This window comes from Streptomyces sp. NPDC051214 (assembly GCF_040682375.1).
Lineage (GTDB): Bacteria > Actinomycetota > Actinomycetes > Streptomycetales > Streptomycetaceae > Streptomyces.
Genome location: NZ_JBFBAT010000001.1, coordinates 705,485 through 728,336 on the forward strand (window position 1 = coordinate 705,485; position 22,852 = coordinate 728,336).

Here is a 22,852-nt window from a genome sequence, read left to right on the forward strand (position 1 = left end):
TCATTGCCGACTGACGGTGGGTGGGGGCTGATCGCGCAGTTCCCCGCGCCCCTGAAGGCGTGCGGCTTCGCCGCTGCCTTCCCCGGTGCGCGCCCCTGAGGTGGCGCACGCAGTGCGCATCTCAGGGGCGCGGGGAACTGCGCGACCAGCCACAACGCACCCGCAGTCGGCGACGGACAACAGCCCCTCGGCGCTTAGCCGGAGACCCGTTCCACGATCGTGGCGATCCCCATGCCCCCGCCCACGCACAACGTGGCGAGCCCGTACCGCAGGTCACGCCGCTCAAGCTCGTCCACGAGCGTGCCCAGGATCATCGCCCCCGTCGCGCCCAAGGGATGCCCCAACGCAATCGCCCCGCCGTTGACGTTGACCTTGTCCAGGGACAGGCCCATGTCCTTGACGAAGCGCAGCACGACCGCCGCGAACGCCTCGTTGATCTCGACGAGGTCGATGTCGTCGATGGTCAGGCCCGCCTTGGCGAGTGCCTTGCGCGCGGCAGGGGCGGGGCCGGTGAGCATGATGGTCGGCTCGGAGCCGGAGACGGCCGCGGAGACGATCCGGGCGCGCGGCGCGAGGCCGTACCGCTCGCCGACCTCCTTGCTGCCGATGGCGACCAGGGCCGCGCCGTCCACGATGCCCGAGGAGTTGCCCGCGTGGTGGACGTGGTCGATCTTCTCGATCCAGTGGTACTTCTGCAGCGCCACGGCGTCGAAGCCGCCGAGGTCGCCGATGTCCTTGAAGGACGGCTTCAGCTTGGCGAGCGAGTCGGCGGTGGTGCCGGGGCGCATGAACTCGTCGTGGTCCAGGACGGTGAGACCGCTGCGGTCCTTGACCGGTACGACGGACTTCTCGAAGCGGTTGTCCTTCCAGGCCGCCGCGGCGCGCTCCTGGGACAGGGCCGCGTACTCGTCGACGTCACGCCGGGAGTAGCCCTCCACCGTCGCGATGAGGTCGGCGCCGATGCCCTGCGGCACGAAACCGGTCTCGTAGTTGGTCATCGGGTCGGCGAACCAGGCGCCGCCGTCCGAGCCCATCGGGACGCGCGACATCGACTCGACGCCGCCCGCGAGAACGAGGTCCTCCCAGCCCGAACGCACCTTCATCGCGGCCATGTTGACCGCTTCGAGACCCGAGGCGCAGAAGCGGTTCTCCTGCACGCCCGCGACGGTGTCGGGAAGACCGGCGGCGATGGCCGCGACCCGCGCGATGTCGGAGCCCTGGTCGCCGACGGGGCCCACGACGCCGAGGACGATGTCGTCGACGGCGGCCGGGTCGAGGTCGGGGAACCGCGCCCGGATCTCGTGGATCAGGCCGACGACGAGGTCGATCGGCTTGGTGCCGTGCAGGGCGCCATTGGCCTTGCCGCGTCCGCGCGGGGTGCGGATCGCGTCGTATACGTACGCTTCGGTGGTCAGGACAGCAGCCTTTCGCAAAGAACTTTGCAGGTGAGGGTGGGGAAGGCTCAGGCGAGCAGGGAGCGGCCGATGATCTCCTTCATGATCTCGGTCGTGCCTCCGTAGATCGTCTGGATGCGGCCGTCGGTGAAGGCCTTGGCGACGCGGTACTCGGTCATGTAGCCGTATCCGCCGTGCAGTTGCAGGCAGCGGTCGGCGACGCGCTTCTGGAGCTCGGTGGCCCACCACTTGGCCATCGAGGCGTGCACGGCGTCGAGTTCGCCGTTCGAGTGATCGACGATGCAGCGGTCGAGGAAGGTCCGGGTGACCGCGCACTCGGTGGCCATCTCGGCGATCTCGAAGCGGATGTGCTGGAGCTTGGAGAGCGGGCGCCCGAAGGCCTCGCGCTCCTTGACGTACGTCATGGTGATGTCCAGGAGGTGCTCGGCGGCGGCGATCCCCGCGACGGCGATGCCCATGCGCTCCTGCGCGAGGTTCGTCATCAGGTGGATGAAGGCGCCGTCGAGCTCACCGAGGAGGTTCTCCTTGGGGACGCGTACGTCGTTGAAGAACAGCTCGGCGGTGTCCTGGGACTTCTGGCCGATCTTGTCGAGGTTGCGGCCCCGCTCGAAGCCGTCCATGCCGCGCTCGACGACCAGGAGGGACAGACCCTTCGCGCCACCCTCCGCCGACGTCTTGGCGACGACGATCACCAGGTCGGCGAGGATGCCGTTCGAGATGAACGTCTTGGAGCCGTTGAGCAGCCAGTGGTCGCCCTGGTCGGTGGCGGTGGTGCGGATGCCCTGGAGGTCGGAGCCCGCGCCCGGTTCGGTCATCGCGATGGCCGTGATGATCTCGCCGGAGCAGAAGCCGGGCAGCCAACGGCGCTTCTGGTCCTCGGTGGCGAGCGAGGTCAGATACGGGCCGATGATGTCGTTGTGCAGGCCGAGCGCGAGCCCGGCCGCGCCCGCCCGGGTGAACTCCTCGGCGAGGACGGCGCTGTAGCGGAAGTCGGTGTTCCCGCCGCCCCCGTACTCCTCGGGCACGGCGAGCCCGAGCAGCCCCTGCTTGCCCGCGGCGAGCCACGCGTCACGGCTGACGATCCCGTCCTTCTCCCACTCCTCGTAGTGGGGCAGCACCTCCTTGGCCAGGAAGGTGCGGACGGTCTCGCGGAACGCCTCGTGCTCGGCGGAGAAGATCTGTCGCTTCACGTTCGGCCTCCTACAGCCCTAGAGCCAGCCCTTGACGGTCTCGATCAACTTGGCCGGCTCGGGGCCGACGGGGATGACGTTGAGCATGGTGACGCCCGCCGCACGGAAGGCCTCGACACGCTCGCGGACGTAGCTCTCGGGTCCGCACAGCGACATGAGCTCGCAGAACTCGTCCGGGACGGCGGCCTCGGCTTCCTTCTTCTTGCCCGAGAGATACAGCTCCTGGATGAGCTTCGCTTCCTTCTCGTAGCCGTACGCGACCGCGAGGTCGTTGTAGAAGTTCTTCCCCGGGGCACCCATGCCGCCTACGTAGAGGGCGATCTGGGGTCGGGCCAGATCCCGTGCGGCGGCCGCGTCGTCACCGATGGCGAGCAGTCCGCCCGCGACCGTCTGCAAGGGGCCGAGCGCCGGATCGCGCTTCTCCTTGCCCTCGGCGAGCGGGGCGCCCCACACCTGGTGGGCCTTCTCCGGGATGAACAGGGTGGGCAGCCAGCCGTCGGCGATCTCGGCGGTCATGCGGACGTTGGCCGGGCCCAGCGACGCCACGTAGAGGGGCACTTCGGAGCGGACCGGCCTGGTGAGGATCTTCAGCGGCTTGCCCAGCTTGCCGCCCTTTTCCCTGGGCAGCGGCATGTCCGTGACGCCGTGGTGGTCGATGACCTCGCGGCGCAGGATGCGGCGGGTCAGCTCGATGGCCTCGCGGGTGCGGGCGAGGGGCTTGTCGTACGGCTTTCCGTGCCAGCCCTCGACGACCTGCGGGCCCGACGCGCCGAGCCCGATGATCGCCCGGCCGCCGGAGATCGCGTCGAGTCCGGCCGCCGTCTGGGCGATGAGGGCGGGGGTGCGCGAGTAGACGTTGAGGATCGCGGCGCCGATCTTCATACGCTCGGTGCGCGCGGCCAGGTAGCCCATGATGGTGGGCGAGTCGAAGCCGTACGCCTCCGCCACCCAGACGGCGTCCAGACCGGCGGACTCCAGGGCCGCGACATCGTCGGCTGCCTGCCGCGGGTCGCCCGCGTAGGCGAGAGGTGCGGAGATCTCCATCAGCTGTCTTCCTTCGTGGTGGTGCCGGAATGCCGGACGAGCGCCGGTACGTCCCAGTCGCGGGCCACGGCCTCGGTGTCCGCGCCCGGCTGGGCGGGGCCGCTGCGCACGTCCGTGGGCGTCGTGGAGAAGCGGGGCGCGGGTGCGGGCTGGGTGATGCCGCCGTGGTCCACGAAGGTGCCGCGGGCGGCGAGGTGGGGGTGTGCGGGGGCCTCGCGCAGCGAGAGCACGGGCGCCACGCACGCGTCGGAGCCCTCGAAGACGGCCGTCCACTCCTCGCGCGTACGTGTCCTGAAGCGGGCGGCGACCGCCTCGCGCAGCTCGCCCCAGCGGGCGAGGTCCTTGCGGGCCGGCGCCTCCTCGGTCAGGCCGAGGAGCGCGATGAACTCGTCGTAGAACTGCTGCTCGAGGGCGCCGACGGCCATGTGCCCGCCGTCGGCCGTCTCGTAGTTCCCGTAGAACGGGCAGCCGCCGTCCAGGAGGTTGGCGCCGCGCCGGTCCTGCCAGCCGCCGGCCGCGAGCATGCCGTGGATCATCGACGTGAGGTGCGCGGTGCCGTCGACGATCGCGGCGTCCACGACCTGCCCCGCGCCGGTCGCCCGCGCGTGGTGCAGGGCCGCGAGGACGCCGACGACGAGGTAGAGCGAGCCGCCCGCGTAGTCGCCGACGAGGTTGGCGGGGACGGTGGGCGGCTCGTCGGGGTTGCCGATCATGCCGAGGGTGCCGGTGATGGCGATGTACGCGATGTCGTGCCCGGCGCGCTGGGCGAGCGGTCCCTCCTGGCCCCAGCCGGTCATCCGGCCGTAGACGAGCCTGGGGTTGCGGGCGTGGCAGGCGTCGGGGCCGACGCCGAGGCGCTCGGCGACGCCGGGGCGGTAGCCCTCGATGAGCACGTCGGCGCGGTCGACCAGGTCCAGGACGCGGTCCGCGCCGTCCGCGGCCTTGAGGTCGACGATCACGGAGCGTTTGTTGCGGTTGGTGACGTCGTACGCGGGATTGATCGCGAGACCGCCGCCTCCCGGCCGGTCGACGCGTACGACGTCGGCACCGAGGTCGGCGAGGAGCATGGCCGCGAACGGCCCGGGACCGATGCCCGCGAGCTCGACGACACGCACCCCTGCGAGCGGTCCGTGAACGTCCTTGTCCGGAACTGCCATTGAGCCCCCAGCGCTATGGCACAGCTATGACACAACTGATGTAACACCAGTGATGCTAAGAACGTGTTCCACTCCGCACAAGACCCTAGCAAGCAAGCGCTTAGACAAATCGGGGGACGGGCCTTGCGCCGCGACTCCCCCCGCACGCTAGCCTCGGCCACCGACATCGGCGTGGGGCGCACGGCAGAGAGGTGCCATGACCAGTCAGAACGGCAACGGCAAGGAGCGTGCGGCGGACCGCACGTACGACATCGTGCTCTTCGGGGCGACGGGTTTCGTCGGTGTGCTCACCGCGGAGTACCTCGCGGCGCACGCCCCCGAAGGCGTGCGCTGGGCGATCGCGGGGCGTGACACCGGGAAGCTGGAGCGGCTGCGGGACACGCTCGCCGAAGCCCACCCCGCCTGCGCGAAGCTCCCCCTCGTCCGCGCCGACGTGGCGGACCCCGCGTCCCTGCGGGAGATGGCGGGGCACGCGCGCGTGGTGGCCACGACCGTCGGCCCCTACCTCGAGTACGGCCAGGAACTCGTCGCCGCGTGCGCCGACGCGGGCACGGACTACGTGGACCTCACCGGTGAGCCGGAGTTCGTCGACCTGATGTACGTGCGGCACGACGCCCGCGCGCGGGAGACGGGCGCGCGCCTGGTGCACTCCTGCGGCTTCGACTCGGTCCCGCACGACCTGGGCGCGTACTTCACGGTGCGCCAGCTGCCCGAGGGCGTGCCGCTGCGCGTCGACGGGTTCGTGCGCAGCAACGCGACCTTCTCCGGGGGTACGTTCGCCTCCGCGCTCGCCCAGTTCGCGCGCGGCCCGCAGATGCTGGCCGCCGCACGCGACCGGCGCCGTCACGAGCCGCGCGTGGTGGGCCGCAAGGCGTACGCGCCGCCGAGCGCGCCCCGGTACGCGGGCGAGGTCGGCGCCTGGGCCCTGCCCCTGCCGACCATCGACCCGCAGGTGGTGCAGCGCTCGGCCCGCGCGCTCGACCGCTACGGGCCCGACTTCCGCTACCGCCACTACGCGGCCGTGAAGACCCTGCCCTTCGCGGTGGGCGGCGCGGTGGGTGTCAGCGCTCTGGTCGCCGCGGCCCAACTGCCGCCCGCACGCCGATGGTTGTCGTCGCGCCTGAAGCCGGGCGACGGGCCGAGCGAGCAGCGGCGCGCGGACAGCTGGTTCTCCGTGCGGTTCGTCGGCGAGGGCGGCGGCAAGCGGGTCTACACGGAGGTCTCGGGCGGCGATCCGGGGTACGACGAGACGGCGAAGATGCTGGGCGAGGCGGCCCTGTGCCTGGCCGTCGACGACGACCTGCCGGACGTGGCCGGGCAGTTGACCACCGCCGTGGCGATGGGCGACGCCCTGACGGCGCGGCTGACGGCGGCCGGGCTCAGCTTCCGGGTGGCGGCGTCGCGGTAGTAGTCGCCTCGCGCAGCGCCGCGCGGCAGAGGGCGTCCGCGCGGCGCGTGGACTCCGGGAGGCGGTAGCGCGGCGTCAGACGGAGCGTGTGGGCGCAGGCGTTGTCCAGGCTCACGCGGTGGCCGACGGAGACGAAGACCGGCTTGACGTCCTCGCGGGTGCGCAGGGCGCGGCCGATCTCCTCGGCCCCGTCGAGGAGCGGGGACGCGCTCGCCCGCGGCGCGTCCGGAGCCTCGTACGTGAAGGTGAAGGGGTTCTTGGCCACGCCGATCGTGGGCAGCCCGGTGAGGACGCCGAGGTGGCTCGCGAGGCCGAAGCGGCGGGGGTGGGCGATGCCGTAGCCGTCGCAGACGACGAGGCCGGGCGCGGCCCGCAGTTCCCCCAGGGCGGCCAGCACGGTGGGGATCTCCCGGAAGGCGAGCAGTCCCGGCACGTACGGGAAGGCCACGCGGCCCACCGCGGTCGCCTCCTCCACGACGTCGAGTGTCGCCGCGTCCAGGACGACGACCGCGGCCGCGACGATGTCGCGCTCGTCGTCGTAGGCCACGTCGACGCCCGTGACGTGTCCGGTGCCCGGCTCGGGGCCCGCCTCGTCGAGCACGACCCGGGCGCGGAGCCGGTCCTGGACGGCGCGGGCGGCCTGCTCGTCGGTGGGCCAGTCCGCGGGCGCGTGGGCAGAGGCAGTCGTGTGCGTCGTCATGGTGCGGGCAAGCCTAGGCGGAGCTCAGCTCACCTGGTTGCCGGGAACTTCCAGATGAACGTCTGGCCGCCCTGCTCGGACCAGTGGACCTCGAGCTTCTTCGCGTCCTTGGGGACGAGGTAGGTCTCGCACATGACGTGCGTCTCGCCCCGCTTCCAGCCCTTGATGGACGAGGGGGCCTCGCAGCCCGGCGTGCGGTCGGCCGCGCCGACGATCAGGGTGCCGCGCCTGCCGTCCGCCCAGATCGTGGTGGGCTGGCTGGCGCGCGGGCGCTCCGTGAGGGTCGGGCCGGACCTGTGCGTGTACTTCACGTAGGCGATGGCCGGGACCAGGCCCTTGGCCAGCTTGGGCTCCGAGACCATCTTCGCGGTCTGCGCCTCCGTGCCCAGTTCGACCTTCTGCGCGGTGAGGTCGTAGGTGACGAAGACGTCGCCCTCCTTCGCCTCGCCGGTGGCGCTCTCGCCGGTGCCGCGCGCCACCCGCTTCCGGTCCGACGCGTCCTTCTTGCCGTCGTGGCCGCTACAGGCGGTCAGCGCGAGGGCGAGCACGGCCACCGTCGCGACACCGCGCGAAGTGGTCTTTCTGTACAGCAAAGTGTCTCCCGGCAGAAATGGGGCAGCCGCGCGGCACGAAGTGGCCCCATGGAGCGGCAGGTGGAGCCGTCAGCATAAGAGTCGGCCAGGTGAGGGACCGCGACCGCCCCGGGCCACCGCCACGGATGGCGGCGCCCGGCGGTAGCCTCGCGATCATGTTCGTTCTCGAGTTGACCTACACCGCGCCCGTGTCCGCCGTCGACAAGGAGCTCGATGCCCACGTCGCCTGGCTCGACCAGCTGTACGAGCAGGGCGTCTTCATCGCCTCCGGGCGCAAGAACCCGCGCGACGGCGGCGTGATCCTGGCCGTGGCCGACGACCGTGCCGCCATCGAGGAGATCGCGGCGGGCGACCCCTTCGTGCTCGCGGAGGTCTGCGAGTACCGGATCACCGAGTTCATCGCCACGAAGACGGCCCCGGCACTCGCCCCCTACCGGCAGCAGCTGCCCTAGTTACCTCCGCTCCCAGCGGGCGATCCGGCCCTTCTCGCCGGACGCCCAGCAGGCCCGGTCGCGCGTGCAGTCGACGGTGTCGTACGACCCGGAGTCGACCGTCCGCCAGCTGCGCCCGCCGTCCGCCGTGACGTCCGTGCCGGTGGGCCCGACCGCGAGCGCGCCCCGGCGGCTCCCGGGCAGCCAGGCCACCCCGGAGCGGTAGGCGGGCGGGGGTTCGGCTGCCGTGGTCCAGGTGCGGCCGCCGTCGCGGGTGGTGGCCGCGGCCTTGGGCGAGGGCTTGCCCGCGTTGTAGTCACCGCCGACCGCGATGCCGTGCGTACGGTCGCGGAAGGCGAGGCCGAAGACACCGCGGGCCGGGTCGCCCGCCGGGATCGGCGCGTCCGTGGCCGTCCAGGTGCGGCCACGGTCGGCGGAGTGCAGGACACGCGCGCGTGCCGCTCCCCCGGTGGCGAGCCACACGTCGCGGGAGCCGGAGCTCACCAGGCACTGGCCGCTCGCCGCGAAGCCCGCCTCGCCCTCCTGGGCGGCGGGCATGCCGTCGCTGGGCAGGACCTTCCAGGAGCGGCCGCCGTCGGCGGTGGACAGGATGCGGTACTTGCCGTCCACCGGGTCGCTCATCGCCAGACCGTGGCGCCGGTCGAAGAACGTCATGCAGTCGTAGAAGGCCTTCGGGTCGGTGTTGCGGAAGGACTCCGTCCAAGTCGCTCCGCCGTCCGACGTGCGCAGGACGCGGGACGCCTCGCCCTCGCCGATGGCAAGGACCACCGCGCGGCGGCCGTCGAAGGCCTCGACGTCCCGGAACTCCAGCCCCTCGGCCCCGGGCGGAGAGACGTTCCGCCAGTTCTCGCCGCCGTCCGACGTGCGCAGCACGGTGCCCTTGGCGCCGGCCACCCAGGCGGTGTGCCTGCTGATGGCGGCCAGACCGCGGAAGCGCGCGTCGGAGCCGCTGTCCTTGAGGTCCCAGCCGCCGCCGCGCTGCGACTGGCTCCCGGCGGCCGCCTGGGCGGGGCCGGGCGCGGCAAGCGCCGTCGCGGCGAGCGCCGCCCCGCACAGTCCCACCGACACCGCACGGCCCGTGGACCGCACCCATCTCGTCTTCCCCAGAGACTTCATGGCGGGCGAAGTTACCACCGGAACGCAGGATTCCTTCCGGGGATTCCGTGAAGAGAGTGAAGAGCACGCGGTGACCGAGGTCACTCCGTGTTCGCGTGCACGGATTCCGTCATTCCGACGTCTATCAAAGTGCCGACCCGAGTCGTCCAGCTGTAGTTGAGGGAGCAGGCGTTGTCCACCAGCATCGAACAAGCCGTAGAGGCCCGCCTCGTCGCCGCCGCACCGCGGATGTCGACCATTCCCGCGACGCTGCACTACGACCGGAGCGATCCGTTCGCCGTCCGGATGAGCTTCCCCGCCCCGGCGACCCTGGAGGGCATCGAGGTCTACTGGACCTTCGCCCGTGAGCTGCTCGCCCAGGGCCTGGAGCAGGGGGTGGGCGACGGCGACGTCCGCGTGCGGCCCTACGGCTTCGACCGCACGGTCGTCGAGTTCCACGCCCCGGAGGGCACGGCGATCGTCCACATCCGCAGCGGCGAACTGCGCGGCTTCCTGCAGCGCTCGCTCGCCCTGGTGCCGATGGGCGACGAGCATCTGTACGTCGACCTGGACCGGGACCTCGCCGACCTGATGCGGGACGCCTGCTAGCACCCCGGTCGCGGACCGCCCCTCAACCGCCCCCGCTGCCGCCCGACCTGGCCGCCTCCGCGGCCGAGACCGCCGACGCCAGGGCCTTGCGCAGCCGGCGCATCACCTCCGGGAGTTCCGGGCCGGGGGCCCCGGCGCGGTCGGTGAGCTCGTCGAGCCGGTCCTTGTACTGCCTGCGTTCCTTGCCCGGGATGATGCCGCGCAGTTTGCCCGTCGCCGCGCAGACCACCAGGGCCGCGTCGCCGGGCGGGACCTCGGACACCGGCACCGGACCACGCAGGACCGCGAGCGCCTCGGCGTGCAGGACCTCCACGTATCCGGCGCGCTCCAGTTCGTAACGCCGGGAGGGGAAGATCCCGAGGACCCGGGTGCGCTCCGACCGCAGATAGCCCTCCGCCACCAGCTGGTCGCGCACCCCGTCCATCGTGTGCCCGGACTTGTGAGTGATCCAGCCGCGCCATTTACGGGGCCGGGACTCCTCGATGAGTTCGAGGACGCCGTCGAGCGCCTGTTCCCCGGTGCGGGCGCCGAAGACCGGCGTGACGATGCCGTCCACGTCCGAGACGAGTCCTCTCTGGGCCAGCTCCGCCAGCGCGCAGGCCCGTACCGCGTAGGGCAGGTCGGGTGCGCCGGCGATCCTGTTCCGGCCGGTGTCCCAGGCCAGCAGGAAGATCCGGGTCGGAAGTGAGAGCGAGCCATAGGGCATGAGGGCCTCCTCGTACGCGCTCCTGTCGGCGCTCCTCGTCCGCGCTCACGATAAGTCGTTGACAGCCCCTGGGCCGCACCCTACGGTGTATAGCGGTTCTGTTGTCGCCGATAGGAGTAGGACGTTGCTCGTCTGAGGTCTGGTGTCACCGCGTCACACGGCTCGGCCGTGTGCGTAGCGTGCGACCTCGGCGTACGAGCCGTCCCCAGGCGCAGGGCCCTTTTTTCTGCCCTCCTTGCCGCCTTTTGACGACGCTGCTCCCGTCCTCTAGTCGCACCTCGCGGTGTCCCGAAACGCGTTGCCCCTGACCGCGCTTCATCTCACGCAACCGCGAGGACCCCATGTCTACCCACCCCACCTCCATCACGTGCACGTCGCTCGACTTCACCTGGCCGGACGGCACCGGCGTCTTCGAGGGCTTCCAGGCGGCCTTCGGCACCGGCAGGACCGGCCTCATCGGCGTCAACGGGTCAGGAAAGTCAACCCTGTTGAAGCTCGTCGCCGGTGAGCTCACGCCGACCGACGGCACCGTCCGCGTCGCCGGTGACATCGGGTACCTGCCGCAGAACGTCACCCTCGACACCACGCTGCGCGTCGAGGAGGTGCTCGGCATCGCGTCGACGCGAGCGGCCCTGCACGCCATCGAGTCGGGCGACGTGGCCGAGGAGCACTTCACGGCGGTCGGTGACGACTGGGACGTGGAGGAGCGTGCCGTCGCGACCCTCGATCAGCTCGGCCTCGGCCACATCGGCCTGGACCGGACCACCGGCGAGGTGTCCGGCGGCGAGTCCGTGCTGCTGCGCCTTGCCGCGCTGCTGCTCGGCCGGCCTGATGTGCTCCTGCTCGACGAACCCACCAACAACCTGGATCTGTACGCCCGTCGGCGCCTCTACGCGGCCGTCGAGGCATGGTCCGGAGTCCTGGTCGTGGTCAGCCACGACCGTGAACTCCTCGATCTGGTCGACCAGATCGCCGATCTGCGGGACGGAGAACTGAAGTGGTACGGAGGTAATTTCTCGGCGTACGAGGAAGCGCTGGCCGCCGAGCAGGAGGCCGCGGAGCGCATGGTCCGTGTCGCCGAGTCCGACCTGAAGAAGCAGAAGCGCGAACTGGCCGACGCACACGTCAAGTTGGCCCGCCGCAAGCGGTACGGCCAGAAGATGTGGGACACCAAGCGCGAGCCCAAGGTCGTCATGGGTGAGCGCAAGCGGCAGGCACAGGTGTCCGCGGGCAAGCACCGCATCATGCACGAGGAGAAGCTCACCGAGGCGAAGGAGCGCCTGGACGAGGCCGTCGAAGCGGTGCGCGACGACGACGAGATCCGCGTCGACCTGCCGTTCACCGCGGTCCCGCCCGGCCGCACCGTGCTCACGCTGCGCGAGCTGACCCTGCGTTACGGAGCCCGTGTGCAGGGCGAGTTCGAGCTGCGCGGCCCCGAGCGGATCGCGCTGGTCGGCCGCAACGGCGCGGGCAAGACCACGCTCCTGCGGACCATCGCCGGAGAGCTGGCAGCCGTGGAGGGCGAGGCGCTCGCGCATGTCCCGTTGCGTTTCCTGCCCCAGCGCCTCGACGTCCTCGACGAGGAACTGACCGTCGCCGAGAACGTGGCACGCTTCGCACCCGCGGCCACCAACAACAGGATCCGGGCCCGCCTGGCCCGCTTCCTGTTCAAGGGGGCGCGGGCCGATCAGCGGGCGGCGACCCTCTCGGGCGGCGAGCGGTTCCGTGCGGCGCTGGCCGCGCTGCTGCTCGCGGAGCCCGCGCCGCAGCTCCTGATGCTGGACGAGCCGACGAACAACCTCGACATGGCGAGCGTGAAACAGCTGGCCACGGCCCTGGAGTCGTACGAGGGGGCACTGATCGTGGCCAGTCACGACGTGCCGTTCCTGGAGTCGATCAACATCACGCGCTGGCTGCTGCTCGACGGAGAAATGAAGGAAATCACGACAGAAGCTGTCGGGTATCCCGGCTAGCTTCGCGTGTATGCACCAGTTCATCACCATCACAGGAGCCCGTGAGAACAACCTCAAGGAGGTGAACCTGCGCATCCCGAAGGACCGGCTCACGGTGTTCACCGGCGTGTCGGGGTCGGGGAAGTCGTCGGTCGTGTTCGACACGATCGCGGTCGAGTCGCAGCGCCAGCTGAACGAGACCTTCACGTGGTTCGTCCGCAACCGGCTGCCGAAGTACGAGCGGCCGCACGCGGAGACCATCGAGGAGCTCTCGCCCGCGATCGTCGTCGACCAGCGGCCGATCGGCGGCCACTCGCGCTCCACCGTGGGCACGATGACGGACATCTACTCGGTGATGCGCGTGCTGTTCTCGCGGCACGGCACACCGAGTGCCGGTCCGGCCACCGCGTACTCGTTCAACGACCCGTCGGGCATGTGCCCCCGGTGCCACGGCCTGGGCAAGACCGTACGGCCCGACTACGACCGCATCCTGGATCCCGCCAAGTCCCTGGCGGACGGCGCGATCCTCTTCCCGCCGTTCGCCGCCGGGACCTGGCAGGGCCAGACGTACACCAACACCCCCGACCTGGACACCCACAAGCCGGTGGGACGGTTCAGCGCGCGGGAGCGGGAGTTCCTGATGCGCGGCGGCGAGCAGGGCGGCAAGGTCAACGTCGACAACACCGGGGGCGCGCGGGACATCGACTACGAAGGGCTCGCGGACCGCTTCGAGCGGCTCTACCTCAACCGCGACCTCTCGACGCTCTCGCAGAAGACCCGCGACCTCGTGCAGCGCTTCCTCGTCGAGGGCGAGTGCGACGTCTGCGAGGGGGCGCGGCTCAACGCGGCGGCGCTCGCCACCCGCATCGACGGCATGAGCATCGCCGACTGCTCGCGCATGGAGGTCACCGACCTCATCCCCGCGCTCGCCCGCATCGACGACCCGGTGGCCGGGCCCGTCGCGTCGGCGGCCGTGGCGGCACTCGAACGGATCGAGGCGATCGGCCTCGGCTACCTCAGCCTCGGCCGCGAGACGTCCACGCTCTCCGGCGGCGAGGGGCAGCGCCTGAAGACGGTGCGGCACCTCGGCTCCAGCCTGACCGGGATGACGTACATCTTCGACGAGCCGAGCGTCGGGCTGCACCCGCGTGACGTGGGGCGGCTCAACGACCTGCTGCTGCGCCTGCGCGACAAGGGCAACACCGTCCTGGTCGTCGAGCACGACCCGGACGTGATCGCCGTCGCCGACCACGTCGTCGACATGGGCCCCGCGGCGGGCACCGGCGGCGGTCTGGTCGTCTTCGAGGGGACACCGCAGGAGCTGCGCCGCGCCGACACGCTCACGGGCCGGCACCTGCGGCGCTCGACGGACGTCAAGGAGAGCCCGCGCGAGGCCATCGGCGGGCGGTGGGTCAAGGGCGCCGACCTGCACAACCTCAAGGACGTCAGCGTGTGCGTGCCGACGGGGGTGCTCACGGCGGTGACGGGCGTCGCGGGATCGGGCAAGAGCACGCTGGTGTCGCGGGCGTTCGTCGCCGAGCACCCGGACGCCGTGGTCGTCGACCAGTCGGGCATCGGCATCTCGGGCCGGTCGACCCCGGCGACGTACCTCGGGATCATGGACTCGCTGCGCAAGCTGTTCGCGCGCGAGACCGGCCGGGACGCGGGGCTCTTCAGCTTCAACTCGGCGGGGGCGTGCGGGAGTTGCCAGGGCCGCGGGATCATCTACAGCGACCTGGCCTTCATGGACCCGGTGACGACGACCTGCGAGGCGTGCGAGGGGCGCCGTTTCAAGGAGGACGTGCTCCGGCTGACCGTCGGCGGCAGCTCCATCGCCGACGTCCTCGACATGACGGCCGAGCGCGCCCTCGCCTTCCTCGCCGCCGTCGACGACACGGCCGTACGGCGCAGGCTGCGGGCCCTGCACGACGTGGGGCTCACCTACCTGACGCTCGGGCAGCCGCTGAGCACCCTGTCGGGCGGTGAGCGCCAGCGCATCAAGCTCGCCACGCAGCTGCACCGCACCGGCACGACCTATGTCCTGGACGAGCCGACGACCGGCCTGCACATGGCGGACGTGGACGGCCTGCTCGCCCTCCTGGACCGGCTCGTCGACGCGGGGAACACCGTGGTCGTCGTCGAGCACAACCTGGAGGTCGTCAAGCACGCGGACTGGGTGATCGACCTCGGCCCCGACGGCGGCAAGCACGGCGGCCGGATCGTCTTCGAGGGGACACCGGGACAGCTCGTCGAGGCGACCGGATCATTCACCGCCGATCATCTGCGACGAGACCTGGGCCTGGACCCCTCGCACGCTGCATGATGAGCGGAAAGACCCCGGCCCGGCGCCCGCCGGGTGGGGGCGCCCCCGCCGCTCCACCCCTACGGAGAACATCCCGTGCCCAGCAGGAAAGCGCTGATCCGCCGGCCAGGACCGCGCCTCGCCGAAGGCCTGGTCACCCATGTCGAGCGGACCCCCGTCGACGCGGACCTCGCCCTCGAACAGTGGGAGGCGTACGCCGACGCGCTGCGGGCGCACGGCTGGGAGACGATCGAGATCGAGCCCGCCGACGACTGCCCGGACTCCGTCTTCGTCGAGGACACCGTCGTCGTCTTCCGCAACGTGGCGCTGATCGCCCGCCCCGGCGCCGAGTCCCGGCGGCCGGAGACGGCCGCCGTGGAGGAGGCCGTGGCCCGGCTCGGCGCCTCCGTGAACTGGGTGTGGGAGCCGGGCACGCTGGACGGCGGCGACATCCTCAAGGTCGACGACACGATCTACGTGGGCCGGGGTGGGCGCACGAACGCAGCCGGTGTGCGGCAGCTTCGGGCGGTCTTCGAGCCGCTGGGGGCGCGGGTCGTCGCCGTACCCGTCAGCAAGGTCCTGCATCTGAAGTCGGCGGTGACGGCGCTGCCGGACGGCACGGTCATCGGCCACCCGCCCCTCGTGGACTCCCCCTCGCTCTTCCCGCGCTTCTTGCCCGTGCCCGAGGAATCCGGGGCGCACGTGGTATTGCTCGGTGGCGCGAAACTGCTCATCGCGGCGAGCGCGCCCAAGAGCGCGGAGCTGCTCGCGGACCTCGGTCTCGAGCCCGTCGTGGTGGATATCAGCGAGTTCGAGAAGCTTGAGGGCTGTGTGACATGCCTCTCAGTCCGGCTGCGGGAGCTGTACGCCTGACCAGTCCTGGGGCGGAGGGGACACGAGAGGCTCCTGGGCCCCTCTGTCTCGGCCACTTTACGGAGGGCTTAACCTACGGCAACGTAACCTACGAGACCGTAGGTAGGTACCACCGCTCGTGCTACCGCGTAACCCCTACGCACGTAATCCGTAAAAACTCCCGTCCCCCCTGGAGCCCCCGTGACGATCACCTCTCCCCATCTCGGCAGCACGGACGACTGGACCGATGCCCGGTTGCTGTTCGCCCTGGAAGAAGTGGTCGAGAAGGAGCTCAACCGCCACCTGAAGGTGGCGAAGGACTGGATGCCGCACGAGTACGTCCCGTTCTCGGACGCCCGGAACTTCCCCGGTTACTTCGAGGACGGCGAGGCCTGGGAGCCGGAGCAGTCCAAGGTGACGGACATCGGCAAGATCGCCCTCGTCGTCAACCTGCTGACCGAGGACAACCTCCCCAGCTACCACCACGAGATCGCATCCCTCTTCGGCCGCGACGGCGCCTGGGGCACCTGGGTGCACCGCTGGACCGCCGAGGAGGGCCGCCACGGCATCGTGATGCGCGACTACCTCCTGGCCTCGCGCGCCGTCGACCCGGACAAGCTCGAGCAGTTCCGCATGGCGCACATGGCCGAGGGCTTCGAGTCCGACAACCGGCACTCGATGCTGCACTCCGTCGCGTACGTGGCCTTCCAGGAGCTCGCGACCCGCGTCTCGCACCGCAACACCGGCCACCAGTCGGGCGACCCGGTCTGCGACCGCATGCTGGCGCGCATCGCCACCGACGAGAACCTGCACATGGTCTTCTACCGCAACCTCCTGGGCGCGGCCTTCGAGCTCGCCCCGGACCTGACCATGCAGTCCGTGCGCGACGTCGTCGTCAACTTCCGGATGCCCGGTCACGGCATGCCCGGCTTCGAGCGCGCCGCCGCCCAGATGGCCATCGGCGAGATCTACAACATGCGCATCCACCACGACGACGTGATCCAGCCCGTCCTTCGCTACCTGAAGGTCATGGACATCGACGGGCTCGGCCCCGAGGGTCTCAAGGCGCAGGAAGAGCTCGGCCTGTACATGAACGGGCTCGACAGCGAGGCCAGCAAGTTCGACGAGAAGCTCGCCGCCCGCAAGGCGCGGATGGCGGCCCGGGGCAAGTAGGGCACCCCTCCCCGGCGGGGGTGCCGGCCTCGCCGTCACTCCCGCGTCGTGCACACCGTCAGCGCGGCGTCCCGGACGTCCGGGACGCCGTGGCCCCGCAGGGACCCCAGCAGATCGCGCCAGGCCGCGGGCCAGCCGGTCCGCTCCCCGAGGGACTCCACCGCCGCGACGGCGAAGAGTCCGGACGCGTGGCCGCCGTCCTCGGCCAAGCGCCGGGCCACGGGCAGCAGCGATGCCGTCTCCCCCTCCGTTTCGGCCAGGCGCGCGCCCAGCACCGACGCCGTCCGTACGGCCAGCGCGGGCCGCCCCTCGTGCAGCCGGGCCAGCCGCGACACCGCGTCCGCCACCTCCGCGGACTCGCCGTCCAGCGCCACGGCGCCGGCGAGCACCTCAGCGGCCTGCGGCACGAAGTCCCCGTACCCGGCAAGAAGCTCGGCCGCCCGCAAGGCAGCGGTGCGGTACACCTCGCCCTCGTCGGTCAGCGTCCGGGCCACGTAGTCGATCCGCCGCCGCGCGGGCAGATCCCGGTCCGGCGCATCGGACGCATCGGAACCCGCCGCCAGCGCCGCGAGTGCGCCGCACAACGCCTCAACGCCTCCGGGCGCGGTCGCCGCCGCCGTCACGAGACCCCGCGCGGCCACCTGCCACGTGGCCCGCCGGTCGAGGTCCGCGACGGCGTGCGCGAGGACCGATGCCGCGTCCGGCGACCACGGGGCCCACCGCGCCAGGGCGGCGAGCGCCTGGCCCGCCGCCTCGTCGTCATCGGCCCCGACCGCCTCGCGCACCAGGCGCGCGTACCGCTCCCGATGCTCCGGCGCCAGGTCGAGCGGCCGGACCCGAAGCACTGCCGTGCGCAGCACCGCCTCACCCCTGGCTGCGTCCCTCAGCAGCGCCCAGACCCGCTCCTCGCCGAGCAGCCCACCCGCGAAGGCGACACACGCCGCGCGTACGTCGCGGTGTGCGTCCGGCGTCTCATAGGCGTCGGCGAGCAGCGCCGCCGCCTGGGGCGCGGGCAGCCGTACGGCGGCCAATCGCGCGGCCTCCTTGCGGCTCGTGACCTTCTTGCCGGGCCCGCACAGGATCTCGCGCAGCAGCGGCGCGAGCCGGGAGGGCGGTGCGTGCCGTGACGCCCGCGTCGCCGCGTACACCGCGACCCGCGCCCGCTCGCCCCCCGCGTGCGCGAGCAGGTCGGGCAGTACGTCCCCGGGCCGCGAGATGTGGGCCAGGGCGCCGATGGCCGCCTCGGCGAGCACCGTGTCGGACGATGTGGTCCAGCGGCGTACGAGCTCCTCCCCCGGGCCGGGGACGCACGCGGCGCGTGCGATCGCCTCGGCCCGGTCCCACTTCGGGAGCCCCGCGTCACCGGCTGCCTGCCCCAACTGACGCGCCAGCGCCTCCTGTTGGCGCGGCAGCCAGCGGCTGATCTGGCGGGCGTCGGCCGGTACGGTCCAGGCGGCACCCTTGGTCAGGAACCGTCCGTAGGGCGGTGTGGCGGAAAGGAGGGGGTCGAGCAGGTCCGTGCGGCGTGAGCACAGCACGGCGTGGACCGGCGCGAGCACTGCGGTCGACTGCTCGTGCGCCAGGACGCGGGCGACGCGTTCGTCACGGGTCGCGGGTGGCTGCAACCACAGGTCGACCGCCCTCGAAACCGTCGCGTTGCTGCCGAACCGGATGGCCTGCCACAGGAGTTCCTGCACCTCCCGCATTCCCGCGGCACGCCGGCCGACCGCGCGGGCCAGCGCGAAGGTGAGGCTGTAGTCGGCCTTCTCCGCGCCCGCCTCGATCCAGGGACGCAGCGCCTCGAACACGTCGTGCTCCTGGCCGCGGCGCAGCGTGTGGTCCAGGCGTCCGAGGTCGGCGCCGCCGGTGTTGCCGGAGATGCGGACCAGCGTGCGCAGCGCCCAGTTCACCAACTCCCGCTGTCCGCACGCCGCGTGTTCGCGCAGGACGGCGACGGCCAGGCGGCTGAGGCTGCCGCGGGTGCGGTGCGAGGAGTCGCGGGCCGTGACGGCGTCGGCGGAGATCCGGTCGAGGAACGGTTCCGCATCGGTCCCGAAAAGGGCGGGGCGGGTCTCGGCGAGCGCGGCCAGGGCGGCGGACCGCACGGGGTCCTGCTCGTTGGCGAGCCGGGTCATCTCTTCGAGTACGGCGGTGACTTGGGCCCGTTCGCCGGAGCGGGCGGCGTTGCGGACGAGCAGCGGCCACGCCTCCGCGCGGTCGTCGGCCGCGGGCCGCCGGGTCGCCGCCACGAGCCGGTCGCGCACCTCGGCGCAGGGCAGGAAGGACTCGGCGAGCAGGACGGCACTCCAGTGTCCGCCGCTCTCCTTGACCCGCTCGGCCATCCGTCGCGCCTCGTCGGCGACGGCGCTACGGGGCAGCGCGCCGAGGATGACCCCGTCGACGGTGACGCCTCCCGCGCCGCGTCCCTCGACGGCGAGGGCGTACACGGCAGCCCGTTCGGCGGGCGGGTGGGCGAGCATCAGCCGGGCCAGGTCAGCGGAGTCGTCGGCGACCGTGCGGGCGTAGGCGCGCAGTTCGGGCAGGCCGGAACGGGCGAGCTTGCGCAGCACGGGAGCCGTGAGGTGGCCGCTGTGCCGCAGCGGCCACCCCCAGGGCCCGGAGAGGATCGCCAGGACACGTCCCGGCGCGGCACCGGCCAGCACACCCAGACGCGGGCGCAGGTGCGGCGGAAACACGCTCGGCGCGAACCGTTCGAGGAGGTCGAGCACCCGGGCCGGCTCCGCCTCCGTGACGGCCGCGATTCCCGCCGCGTACCGCTGCCACCACGCGTCCCGCAGCGCGACGGGCAGCGCGTCGAGCTCATGTCCGGCGACGTCGAGCAGGGCTCCCGCGTGCCGCCGCGCCAGCGGGCGCCAGCCCCGTACGGCATGGAAGAGGCCGGGCAGCAGCCGCTCGACCACGGGACCCGAGCAGCCGGGGAGCAGCCGGGCCGCCTCGGCGTCGCCCCATTGCCGGCGCAGCGGTTCGATGACGCGATCGGCGAGCGCGGTGCGGCGCCCGGCGACGATCGCCCGCAGCAACTGCCGCCGCACCACCTCGGGGGCGTCGTCGAGCGCGGCCTCGAAGGCGGCGTCCGGCACTCCGTGGCTCTGGGCGACCCGCAGCGCGTGCCCCCGCACGAAGGGGTCGGGGTCGGCGATCCGCGCCGCGGTCCACTCGGCGTCCTTACCGGCACAGGCCAGCAGGACGGCCACCCCGCGCTCGTACGGGCCGCCGCGCTCTAGCTCCTCGATGACGGACCGCAGCGCCCCGCGTCCGGCGAGGTCCCGGGCGCTCTCGGCGATCTCCCGCACCCGCCGCGGATAGGGCAGGGGGTCGAGGTCGGAGAGCAGATAGTGGGCGGCGGTCTTCTCGTGCGGAGCCATGCACGGATTGTGCCCGGTGGGACCGACTCGGGGACGAGCAATTGCCAAGGGGGCGGGGCGACTGGAATCGAACCAGCGTGTTCCGGTTTTGGAGACCGGCGCGACAGCCCCTGCGCTACGCCCCGCCTTGCGGTGAATCGTATCCCCAGGGCGGGCCGAGGTCTCGGGATTCGGTCGGTGAGAAAGGTTTCGCCTCGCGAGCTCAACGGTGAACGCTGCGTACCGCCGCCACGTCCCGTGGGGTCGACGGTGCCGGGATGTGTGCGCTGAGGGCGGCGAGGCGGCGTTTGATGCTCGCCTCGATGCCCTGGCCGAGGACGAAGCGGGTGGGTGTGCGCGCGTGGGCGGCGGTGTCGAGCAGGCGGTGGGCCTCGCGACTGCGTAGGCCGGTGTGGGCGAGCACCAGGTGCGACAGGCGGTGTTCGACCGCGGCGAGGCTTTCCGCGATGGCTCCCGACGCCGTGTCGTCGATGTGGTTGTCCGCCGCTCCGAGCGTCCCCGCGGCGCGCACCCGGCCGAGGTCGAGCAGTCGCACTCCGGCGGTCACGGAGGCCGCGACGAGCCGGGCGGCGGCTCGCGGCCCGATGCTGTTGCTGGCGAGGGCCAGGCGGTCGAGCCCGCCCGGCTCCGCGCGCTCCAGCCCCTCCGCGATCAGCAGCGCCCCCTCGTCGCCCAACGCCGCTGCCGATACGTACAGTTCACGCACTCCGCCCCGCGCGATCAGCTCGGCCAGCGGGGCCGCGCCCGACGGTCCCAGCGGGTTGCCGCCAAGGAAGACCCGCTCGACGCCACGCTCGGCACCGGCCGCCGTGAGCAGGGCGTCGGCGAGGGCCGCCGCTCCGGCCGCGTCCAGGCCGGTCTGGACGAGGTCGAGGGTGCGCAACGTCCGTACGGACTCGATCAGTTCGGTGGCGGCTGCTCCCGCACCCGGGCCCAGCGGATTGCGTTTGAGCCAGAGTCCCGTCACGACCTGCGGCGAGGCACGCAGCTGGTCCGCGATGCGGCAGGCGCCGCCGGCGGTGATGCCGTTACAGCCGAGGTAGAGCGTCTCGACTCCGGTGGGGCCCGTCTCGCCGGTCGCGGCCGCCGCCGCGACGGCCGCGCCCTCGTCGCCCAGACCGTCCGTGCCGAGCAGCAAGTGCCGTACGGCAGGCTCCTGTTCGTCGCGGTCGGCCCGCAGTGCTCCGGCGATCAGCGCGGCACCCTGCGGTCCGATCGCCTGCTTGCAGAGGTCGAGCCGCCCGTCCGGAAGTGCGGTCCCGGTTGCGAAGTCCACCCGCTCGCTCGGCGCCTTTCCGCCGCGCAACCAGGCGAGCAGCGGGTCCAGTTCGGCGAGGGGGCGCGCTTCGACGCGGGGCACGCCCGCGAACTGAGGTGTCACAGACGGGTCGTTCACCACTCGGCCTCCCGGTAGTCCTTGAGGAAGACTCCCGAGACCGGCGCGCCCGCCTCGCCCCGCACGATCGGGTCATAGACACGAGCCGCGCCGTCCACCACATCGAGGGGCGTGCGGAAGCCCGCGTCGGCGATGCGGTCCTTCTTCGGTGCGGGGTTCTCGTCGGTGATCCAGCCGGTGTCGACGGCGCACATGTGCACGCCGCGCGCGGCGAGTTCGGCGGCGCTCGTGCGCGTGAGCATGTTCAGGGCGGCCTTCGCCATGTTCGTGTGAGGATGCCCGGCCATCTTGTTGCGCACCGCGAAGCGGCCCTCGACCGCGGTGACGTTGACGATGTAGGTACGGGGGCGCGGCGAGGCGAGCAGCAGCGGCAACAGCCGGTCGCAGAGCAGGGCCGGGGCCAGCGCGTTGACCAGCTGGGTCTCCAGGACCTCGGCGGGGTCGAGGTCACCGAGCCGGGCCGACCAGGAGTTCTCCGGCGAGGGATCAGGCAGCAGGCCCGCCTCGTCGGCCTCGTTCAGGACGAAAGCGAGCGCGCCCCGCGTCGCGGCGGCGTCCTCCAGCGCCGCAATCGGGCGGAACCCGGGCGCGCCACGAGCCCCGGCGGGCAGCCGCGCCGACTCCCCCGCCATGAGCGCCGCGTACGACTCGGACGGCCTGCGCACCGTCTGCGCCGCGTTGTTGACCAGGATGTCCAGCGGTTCGCCCTCCTGGCGCAACTCCTCGCACAGGCCGAGGACTTGGCGCGGGTCACGCAGGTCGACGGCGAGCACGGTCAGCCGGTCGAGCCACTTCTCGCTGCCGGGCACGGCACGGAAGCGGCGCCGCGTGTCGTGCGGGAAGCGGCTGGTGACCAGGAGTTCCACGCCGTCGCGCAGCATCATCAGGGCCAGCTGGAAGCCGATCTTCACGCGGCCCCCGGTGAGCAGCGCGCGGCGCCCGCTCAGATCGGTGGCGAGCCCGCGCCGGGCTCGGTTGTCGGCGGCGCAGTCGGGGCAGAGCCGGTGGTAGAAGAAGTCGACCTGTCGATACGACGCCTTGCAGACATAGCAGGGCCGGGGCCGCCGGAAAACTCCCGCGACACCCGCGGAGCCCGTGGCTACGGCAGCACCCGCACCACTCACACCACCCGCAGCCTCATCGGCGACCAGCGGCGCGTCCTCCCGGCGGTCGTCGGCCCCGGTGGCGGTGGCGGCCATCACGGCGGCGTCGGCGGCGGAGAGTTCGGCTCCGCGCGCCTTGCGCCTGCGCAGCCGCCCGTCGCGGGCGAAGGACGCGGCGACCTGTTCGGCGCGCAGCCGCGCGGGGTCGTCGACCGGCAGCGCGCGGAGCCTGCCGACCACGTCGTGGAAGACCGCGAGGTCGGCCTCGCTGATCCCCCCGCCGGTCGCCTCGCCGGTCGCGCCGCTCTCACTCATCCGT

The 22,852-nt window shown here is 72.1% G+C and carries 18 protein-coding genes and 1 tRNA gene; 7 read left to right on the forward strand and 12 right to left on the reverse strand.

Annotated features, from left to right (window positions below):
* Positions 1-194 precede the first annotated feature (194 nt).
* The 4 genes from AB0M70_RS03220 to AB0M70_RS03235 are packed head-to-tail and all read right to left on the reverse strand — an operon-like array spanning position 195 to position 4,806.
* On the reverse strand, positions 195-1,415 hold the full coding sequence (locus AB0M70_RS03220; protein ID WP_365816287.1) for an acetyl-CoA C-acetyltransferase: 1,221 nt from the start codon (positions 1,413-1,415) through the stop codon (positions 195-197).
* A gap of 47 nt (positions 1,416-1,462) precedes the next feature.
* Positions 1,463-2,605 carry an acyl-CoA dehydrogenase family protein gene (locus AB0M70_RS03225; protein ID WP_365815739.1) on the reverse strand — a complete coding sequence of 381 codons (1,143 nt, stop codon included), beginning with the start codon at positions 2,603-2,605 and terminating at the stop codon, positions 1,463-1,465.
* A gap of 18 nt (positions 2,606-2,623) precedes the next feature.
* Positions 2,624-3,649: an LLM class F420-dependent oxidoreductase gene (locus AB0M70_RS03230; RefSeq protein WP_365815741.1), complete on the reverse strand. Its 1,026-nt coding sequence runs from the start codon at positions 3,647-3,649 to the stop codon at positions 2,624-2,626.
* Positions 3,649-4,806 (reverse strand): CaiB/BaiF CoA-transferase family protein, encoded by a 1,158-nt coding sequence (locus AB0M70_RS03235; protein WP_365815743.1) that lies wholly within the window; start codon positions 4,804-4,806, stop codon positions 3,649-3,651. Before AB0M70_RS03235 ends, AB0M70_RS03230 begins: the two co-directional genes overlap by 1 nt.
* Positions 4,807-5,002: 196 nt before the next feature.
* Here AB0M70_RS03235 and AB0M70_RS03240 point away from each other — a divergent pair, with 196 nt between their 5' ends.
* Positions 5,003-6,214 carry a saccharopine dehydrogenase NADP-binding domain-containing protein gene (locus tag AB0M70_RS03240; protein WP_365815745.1) on the forward strand — a complete coding sequence of 404 codons (1,212 nt, stop codon included), beginning with the start codon at positions 5,003-5,005 and terminating at the stop codon, positions 6,212-6,214.
* Here AB0M70_RS03240 and nfi read toward each other — a convergent pair.
* Complete coding sequence (nfi, locus tag AB0M70_RS03245; protein WP_365815747.1) at positions 6,186-6,914, reverse strand: deoxyribonuclease V; 729 nt, start codon at positions 6,912-6,914, stop codon at positions 6,186-6,188. The genes AB0M70_RS03240 and nfi overlap by 29 nt on opposite strands.
* A 29-nt stretch (positions 6,915-6,943) precedes the next feature.
* Entirely contained in the window at positions 6,944-7,507 is a 564-nt protein-coding gene (locus tag AB0M70_RS03250) for a hypothetical protein (RefSeq protein ID WP_365815749.1), read from the reverse strand.
* 155 nt (positions 7,508-7,662) lie between these two features.
* Here AB0M70_RS03250 and AB0M70_RS03255 point away from each other — a divergent pair, with 155 nt between their 5' ends.
* Positions 7,663-7,959, forward strand: coding sequence for a YciI family protein (locus AB0M70_RS03255; protein WP_365815751.1), 297 nt, complete (start codon positions 7,663-7,665; stop codon positions 7,957-7,959).
* Here the strand turns inward: AB0M70_RS03255 and AB0M70_RS03260 are convergent, their stop codons facing one another.
* A complete protein-coding gene (locus AB0M70_RS03260; RefSeq protein ID WP_365815753.1) occupies positions 7,960-9,075 on the reverse strand; it encodes an oxidoreductase in 1,116 nt (371 codons plus the stop codon).
* Between the two features lie 171 nt (positions 9,076-9,246).
* On the opposite strand from AB0M70_RS03260, the gene AB0M70_RS03265 reads away from it, so the two are divergent.
* The gene (locus AB0M70_RS03265) at positions 9,247-9,663 is read left to right on the forward strand and encodes an SsgA family sporulation/cell division regulator (protein ID WP_365815755.1); all 417 of its coding nucleotides are present in this window, start codon (positions 9,247-9,249) and stop codon (positions 9,661-9,663) included.
* Positions 9,664-9,685: 22 nt separating this feature from the next.
* On the opposite strand, the gene AB0M70_RS03270 is transcribed toward AB0M70_RS03265, so the two are convergent.
* Positions 9,686-10,369: a GPP34 family phosphoprotein gene (locus AB0M70_RS03270; RefSeq protein ID WP_365815757.1), complete on the reverse strand. Its 684-nt coding sequence runs from the start codon at positions 10,367-10,369 to the stop codon at positions 9,686-9,688.
* Between the two features lie 341 nt (positions 10,370-10,710).
* On the opposite strand from AB0M70_RS03270, the gene AB0M70_RS03275 reads away from it, so the two are divergent.
* The 4 genes from AB0M70_RS03275 (at position 10,711) to AB0M70_RS03290 (ending at position 16,648) form a co-directional block, all read left to right on the forward strand.
* On the forward strand, positions 10,711-12,342 hold the full coding sequence (locus tag AB0M70_RS03275; protein ID WP_365815759.1) for an ATP-binding cassette domain-containing protein: 1,632 nt from the start codon (positions 10,711-10,713) through the stop codon (positions 12,340-12,342).
* Between the two features lie 10 nt (positions 12,343-12,352).
* A complete protein-coding gene (locus tag AB0M70_RS03280) occupies positions 12,353-14,644 on the forward strand; it encodes an excinuclease ABC subunit UvrA (protein ID WP_365815761.1) in 2,292 nt (763 codons plus the stop codon).
* Between the two features lie 75 nt (positions 14,645-14,719).
* Positions 14,720-15,496, forward strand: a complete 777-nt coding sequence (gene ddaH, locus AB0M70_RS03285; protein WP_365815763.1) for a dimethylargininase — start codon at positions 14,720-14,722, stop codon at positions 15,494-15,496.
* Positions 15,497-15,676: 180 nt separating this feature from the next.
* The gene (locus AB0M70_RS03290; RefSeq protein WP_365815765.1) at positions 15,677-16,648 is read left to right on the forward strand and encodes an acyl-ACP desaturase; all 972 of its coding nucleotides are present in this window, start codon (positions 15,677-15,679) and stop codon (positions 16,646-16,648) included.
* A 35-nt stretch (positions 16,649-16,683) separates the two neighbouring features.
* On the opposite strand, the gene AB0M70_RS03295 is transcribed toward AB0M70_RS03290, so the two are convergent.
* The 4 genes from AB0M70_RS03295 to AB0M70_RS03310 all read right to left on the reverse strand — a co-directional run bounded on the left by AB0M70_RS03295 (position 16,684) and on the right by AB0M70_RS03310 (position 22,848).
* Positions 16,684-20,034, reverse strand: a complete 3,351-nt coding sequence (locus tag AB0M70_RS03295; RefSeq protein ID WP_365815767.1) for a hypothetical protein — start codon at positions 20,032-20,034, stop codon at positions 16,684-16,686.
* Between the two features lie 52 nt (positions 20,035-20,086).
* A tRNA-Trp gene (locus AB0M70_RS03300) sits at positions 20,087-20,159 on the reverse strand.
* Positions 20,160-20,236: 77 nt separating this feature from the next.
* Positions 20,237-21,430, reverse strand: coding sequence for a ribonuclease inhibitor (locus tag AB0M70_RS03305; protein WP_365815769.1), 1,194 nt, complete (start codon positions 21,428-21,430; stop codon positions 20,237-20,239).
* A complete protein-coding gene (locus AB0M70_RS03310; protein WP_365815771.1) occupies positions 21,427-22,848 on the reverse strand; it encodes an SDR family oxidoreductase in 1,422 nt (473 codons plus the stop codon). Before AB0M70_RS03310 ends, AB0M70_RS03305 begins: the two co-directional genes overlap by 4 nt.
* Positions 22,849-22,852: the final 4 nt, after the last annotated feature.

Bases quoted from the DNA above. Each gene is read 5' to 3' on its own strand.
- AB0M70_RS03235 (WP_365815743.1), bottom strand. From the start codon at position 4,806: ATGGCAGTTCCGGACAAGGACGTTCACGGACCGCTCGCAGGGGTGCGT.
- AB0M70_RS03295 (WP_365815767.1), bottom strand. From the start codon at position 20,034: ATGGCTCCGCACGAGAAGACCGCCGCCCACTATCTGCTCTCCGACCTC.
- AB0M70_RS03230 (WP_365815741.1), bottom strand. From the start codon at position 3,649: ATGGAGATCTCCGCACCTCTCGCCTACGCGGGCGACCCGCGGCAGGCA.
- nfi (WP_365815747.1), bottom strand. From the start codon at position 6,914: ATGACGACGCACACGACTGCCTCTGCCCACGCGCCCGCGGACTGGCCC.
- AB0M70_RS03260 (WP_365815753.1), bottom strand. From the start codon at position 9,075: ATGAAGTCTCTGGGGAAGACGAGATGGGTGCGGTCCACGGGCCGTGCG.
- AB0M70_RS03310 (WP_365815771.1), bottom strand. From the start codon at position 22,848: ATGAGTGAGAGCGGCGCGACCGGCGAGGCGACCGGCGGGGGGATCAGC.
- AB0M70_RS03275 (WP_365815759.1), top strand. From the start codon at position 10,711: ATGTCTACCCACCCCACCTCCATCACGTGCACGTCGCTCGACTTCACC.
- AB0M70_RS03270 (WP_365815757.1), bottom strand. From the start codon at position 10,369: ATGCCCTATGGCTCGCTCTCACTTCCGACCCGGATCTTCCTGCTGGCC.
- AB0M70_RS03240 (WP_365815745.1), top strand. From the start codon at position 5,003: ATGACCAGTCAGAACGGCAACGGCAAGGAGCGTGCGGCGGACCGCACG.
- AB0M70_RS03255 (WP_365815751.1), top strand. From the start codon at position 7,663: ATGTTCGTTCTCGAGTTGACCTACACCGCGCCCGTGTCCGCCGTCGAC.
- AB0M70_RS03280 (WP_365815761.1), top strand. From the start codon at position 12,353: ATGCACCAGTTCATCACCATCACAGGAGCCCGTGAGAACAACCTCAAG.